General features: G+C 48.3%; 3 protein-coding genes and 1 riboswitch. Of the genes, 2 read left to right on the forward strand and 1 reads right to left on the reverse strand.

All coding sequences use genetic code 11. The annotated features are described in order from the left end of the window. Positions 1-86: 86 nt before the first annotated feature. Positions 87-1,154, reverse strand: coding sequence for a Fic family protein (locus B3F49_RS05195; RefSeq protein ID WP_293909478.1), 1,068 nt, complete (start codon positions 1,152-1,154; stop codon positions 87-89). A 471-nt stretch (positions 1,155-1,625) separates the two neighbouring features. Continuing rightward, positions 1,626-1,723, forward strand: a riboswitch (NiCo riboswitch). Positions 1,724-1,842: 119 nt separating this feature from the next. On the opposite strand from B3F49_RS05195, the gene B3F49_RS05200 reads away from it, so the two are divergent. Together B3F49_RS05200 and B3F49_RS05205 are read left to right on the forward strand one after the other, a co-directional pair. After that, complete coding sequence (locus tag B3F49_RS05200; protein WP_293909481.1) at positions 1,843-4,386, forward strand: cation-translocating P-type ATPase; 2,544 nt, start codon at positions 1,843-1,845, stop codon at positions 4,384-4,386. Next, positions 4,383-5,018: an L-2-amino-thiazoline-4-carboxylic acid hydrolase gene (locus B3F49_RS05205; RefSeq protein WP_293909484.1), complete on the forward strand. Its 636-nt coding sequence runs from the start codon at positions 4,383-4,385 to the stop codon at positions 5,016-5,018. The genes B3F49_RS05200 and B3F49_RS05205 overlap by 4 nt, the downstream gene beginning before the upstream one ends. Positions 5,019-5,145 lie beyond the last annotated feature (127 nt).

Raw genomic sequence — 5,145 nt, forward strand, 5'->3', positions numbered from 1 at the left:
GTTACCTAATTTTCTCACTTGTTATGTTCAACAGATTATCAAACTCATCCATCAAATGATACCTCCGCCGCAATGGCTGGCCTTTCTCACGTATACATAGGCAGTTTATCGGGATTCCGAACATACGTAGTGCTCCTTCCGCTGCCTTGGCTGAGTATGAAGCCTTCTTCCTTGAGGCGCTTGAGAGCAGCCTCCACTGAGGAGCTGCCGATACTGGGGCAAAGCTCGAGAATCTGGGCCTTGGTGAATACGCCCAAGGTGTCCTCAACAGCTTTTCGCACGATCTCATATGGGCTGCTCTTGCGGTCGACCGAGCCAATCCTGCTTTCAAAATCCCGATAACAGTTCAGGACAATCCCAAGAAAGTACTTGATGAAGGATGTGTAGTCATTCGAACCCTCCTGCCATCCGCTGGAGACCTTCCCCAATACATCATAGTACGTATCCTTCGTCCTCTCAATCTTCTGCTCGATACTGATATACTTGCCGACGATGAATCCACTCTGGTACAAGAGCAGCATAGTGAGAAGCCGGCTCATACGTCCGTTGCCGTCATTGAACGGATGGATGCACAGAAAGTCGCATATGAATATCGGAATCAGTATCAGCGGATCGACTACCTGGTTATCCAGTGCCTGCCGATAACCTGCGCAGATCGCATCCACCGCCATCGGTGTCTCAAACGGCTCAAGCGGAGTGAATCTGGTGAAGGAACTTCCATCGGCATGGGTCTGGTTGATGTAGTTCTGTGTATTCTTGTACTTACCACCGAAGGTCTTGCCCGTGTATGCCAATAGATCCCTGTGCAATTGCAGGATTACATCACCCTTGAGCGGGATGTGCTCGTAACTCTCGTGGATCGTTTTCAGGACATCACGATAGCCTGCAATTTCTTGCTCATCACGACTGCGGGGTGTAGTTTTTTCCTTGACCAAGTCCCGCATCCGTGCATTCGAGGTTCCGATGCCCTCGATTCTGTTCGAGCTGTCGGTGCTCTGGATTTTTGCCACCTCGATCAAGCGTTTCAACTCTACCGGTTTCAGCCTGAGATACAGCTCCTGTTTTCCCTTGTGCTCGCGAATCTGAGCAACGAGCGAAAGCACCTCGTTGTCCCAGGAGCTCTTTTTCAGCCGGACATAATCAAATTCGCGCATCTTTCTCCCACCATTGTTCTTTTTCTCCCATATAGTACCATATCATGGGAGATAATCAATAGTCCGTGGGAGAAATGGTGGATTTGATTCGAATAGGCAGAACAGCTCATCCTGCCTTGTTCCTTGCCGATTCCTTAATGGATGCGCTATGTTCAGGAACTGGATTGCATCTGTTCCCATGTTCCTAAAATATCATTTGCCATGAATACCAATAATAGAGGGGGATAAGGTCGGCGTGGCATGTCCCTATGCGCATATATATGCGTATAGGGGTTCTTGGGTACAGAACTGGGAACAGATTGATGGGGGTGCCCCGGCTCTCCTGCAACCAATCGTTAATTTATCGGGAAATAACAGTTTATTGCCCTGATCTGAGTAGCTGGATGATTGACAACCTGTACATCGTCGTGTACTTTTTAAAAAAGTCTTTTTGCACTGCATTACATTCCTGTTTTTCAGGATGTGAGATCAACAGTACAAACTGAGCAGGCGATGCCCGGAAGCGGGCGTGGGGCCGGGCCGTTTAACAACGGCAGCAAATTGCTAGCAAGCACATTTGTGGGACAGTTGTATGTTCCATGGGTGTGCCATTTTTTTGCCTTATGGAACAGGCGACCTCAAATGGAGTGTCAAAAGAGAAATCACAACACCGCATTGCCAATGGCAATGTGAAATGGGGGATTCTTTTATGACAACCTACCGACCAAACATGACAGGGCTAACCTCTGTCGAAGCAAAACGATTACAGGAACAGTACGGTAAGAACGAGCTGACGCAGCAGAAAAAGGAAAGCTTTTTCAAAAAAGTCTTTCATATCATCTGTGAGCCGATGTTCTTGCTGCTCATAGTCGCTGCGATTATTTATTTTCTGCTTGGAGAACCACGAGACGGCGCTATCATGCTCATTTTCGTCGTCGGCATCATCAGTATTGATGTAATCCAAGAATGGAAAACCGATAAAACCCTGAACGCATTAAAGGATTTGTCTGCTCCCCATTGCACCGTTATCCGTGACGGCAAGGAACAACGGATTGCCAGCGTTGATTTGGTGCCGGGAGATCTCCTGATGATTCACGAGGGAGTGAAGATCCCAGCAGATGGTGTAGTCCTACGTTGCGCAGATTTATGCGTGGATGAATCTTCCCTTACTGGGGAGGCAGAAGGCGTTTGGAAAACTCCTACGGAAAGCACTGAGCCGACAAAGGATTATTGGCGCAAGGATTATTGTTATGCGGGCACTCTCGTTACCCAGGGCAACGCTGTTGTGCTGGTCGATACGATAGGCGCCCAGACCGAATACGGGAAAATCGGCCTTGGAGTGATTGCTGCTCCCAATGAGGACACACCGCTGCAAAAACAGACAGGCAAGCTTGTAAAGACCTGTGCAATTATTGCGGGAGTGCTCTTTGCTCTGGTAGCGGTGTTCACATGGTTCAATATTCCCGATCATGCATTTGTGGATCGTCTGATTGAAAGTATCCTTTCCGGCGTTACGCTGGCCATGGCCATGATACCGGAAGAATTTCCGGTCATTCTTACCGTGTTCCTTTCCATGGGTGCATGGCGGTTGGCTAAAAAAAACTCACTTGTACGCAAGCTGCCCAGTGTGGAAACACTTGGAGCGGTCTCCGTTCTCTGCGTAGATAAAACCGGCACCATCACAATGAACCAAATGACCGTACAGAATGTCTGGACGACAAGTGGTAGTACAGAGCACGATTTGGTGGAGACCATGGGCCTAGGCTGTGAAACTGATGCGTATGATCCTATGGAAAAAGCCATGCTCCGCTACTGCGAGGAACACGGCATTACCAAAGAAAGCCTCTTCTCCAACGAATTTGTCAGTGAGTATGCTTTTACGAATGAGTTGAAGATGATGGGTCATGTCTGGCGCAAAGACGGGCATCTGATTATTGCAGCCAAGGGCAGCCCTGAACGTATATTGACCATCTGTGAGTTGGCAGCAGAGGAACGGCTTGCTATTGAATCACAGATCAAAACGCTATCCTCCCAGGGACTGCGGGTCATTGCCGTTGCAACAGCCAAGCCTGAAAACGAATCAGCTATTCCTGCCGCCATTACTGACTGCCGTCTGACTCTGCTGGGTCTGGTGGGGCTTGCCGACCCTCCCCGTGAGAGTGTCAAAGAGGATATCGCTGTTTGCAACCGAGCAGGTATTCGTGTGGTCATGATCACCGGCGACAACGGGATCACTGCCTCCGCCATTGCCAGAAAAATTGGCATACCAGGTAGCGATAACATTATCACAGGCGAAGAGCTTGAAGCTATGAGCGAAGAAGAACTACAAGAAGCAGTGAAGACTGTTTCCATCTTCTCTCGCGTCATTCCTGAACATAAAATGCGCATTGTAAAAGCATTCAAGGAGAACGGCGAGATTGTAGCCATGACAGGCGACGGCGTCAACGACGCTCCAGCACTCAAATACGCTGACATCGGCATTGCCATGGGCAAGCGCGGCAGCGAGGTCTCGCGCGAAGCTTCCGATCTTATTCTTATGGATGACAACTTTACCACCATAGTGGAGACTATCCGCGACGGGAGGCGTATCTATGACAACATCCGTAAGGCGGTTGGCTATGTGTTCACCATTCATATCCCCATTGCAGCGGCCTCCCTGTTGGCTCCGCTTCTGGGGATAAGTCCCACTGCACTGATGCTCTTACCGTTGCATGTGGTGTTGCTGGAGGTCTTGATTGACCCGACCTGCTCCATTGTTTTGGAGCGACAGCCTGCGGAGGAAGATGTGATGGATCGTGCACCCCGTGACCCAAAGGAGAAGTTACTCACCGGCAGATTGCTGGGCAAGAGTGTACTGCAAGGCATATTTGTGTTTGCCACATCCTTTGGCGCGTATTTTGTCACCCTTGCAGGTAACTCTGCCAATGCATCAGAAGCTCGCGCGATGGGTCTTGCCGTAATCATGTTGGCAAATCTGTTCTTGGTACAGGTCAACAGCTCCAATCATGACTTTGCTTACCATTCGGCGAAACAGCTCGTCAAGGATCGTGTTATGTGGGCCGTGAATTTTGGAACGCTGGCGTTGTTGGCCATAATTCTCTACACTCCCTTTTCCGCCTATCTTAAGCTTGCCCCACTGAGTGGAATGCAGGTACTTACAGCACTCGGTCTTGCTGCAGCATCGGTGCTTTGGTATGAGCTTGTGAAACTGATAAGAAGGCTTAAAAGCATGCGAAGGAAATATGTAAAATGAAAAATGGATTAATCACTCAAGCGATGTGGGTACTGTTTGCACCAACCTTGAAAAAGCACCTGCCGATTCTTGGAGTATCAGACAATAAAGCGGTTATGAAAAAGGTGAGAGAGAAGTATAGGTCTATCATCAAAGTCATACCGCCGTTTGGCAAGAATGATGTTCTCATTCTCAATCTGATCAGTGCCGTACAGATTGCCGCTATATATCTTAGTCTTGACTCGAAACCGTCGTGCGAGAAAATGAAGGAATATTATGGCACAGCCATGGACGATAGCCGTATTATGTGTATTTACCTGAGAAGTATCAATTATTATTCAGAGAAATACCAAAAGAGCCTTGCGAAGCAGGCAGAAGTCAGTCAGCTTTCAGATAATCCTTACTCGTGGAGATTCAGATTTTTTTCAGGGGAGTCGCTTGATACCTTTGACGCTATCTTTGATCGTTGTGGTATCCACTACTTGTTCCGTACCCTCGGTATTTCAGAAATTACTCCGGCAATGTGTGCGTATGATTACAGTATGGCAAAATGGACGAATACTATCTTTACACGAGAAAGTACCCTTGGGTCAGGTGGTTCGGTGTGTGACTGCCATTATCGTAATGCCCGACAACATCGAAAAGACAAGTGATGAGGTCGAAAGCCGACTCCAACGGTCAACAAAAACCCATGAGCCGATAGGGTCCTTACCTTGAGAAACGTCTTGGTTCAATCTTTTCGAATCTTCAAATCTATTGTGTTAGTCCGTAGAACTACGC

The organism is Sphaerochaeta sp. UBA5836 (assembly GCF_002432845.1).
GTDB lineage: Bacteria > Spirochaetota > Spirochaetia > Sphaerochaetales > Sphaerochaetaceae > Sphaerochaeta.

Excerpts from the sequence above, each read along its gene's own strand:
- B3F49_RS05195 (WP_293909478.1), bottom strand. The coding sequence starts at position 1,154 with ATGCGCGAATTTGATTATGTCCGGCTGAAAAAGAGCTCCTGGGACAAC.
- B3F49_RS05200 (WP_293909481.1), top strand. The coding sequence starts at position 1,843 with ATGACAACCTACCGACCAAACATGACAGGGCTAACCTCTGTCGAAGCA.
- B3F49_RS05205 (WP_293909484.1), top strand. The coding sequence starts at position 4,383 with ATGAAAAATGGATTAATCACTCAAGCGATGTGGGTACTGTTTGCACCA.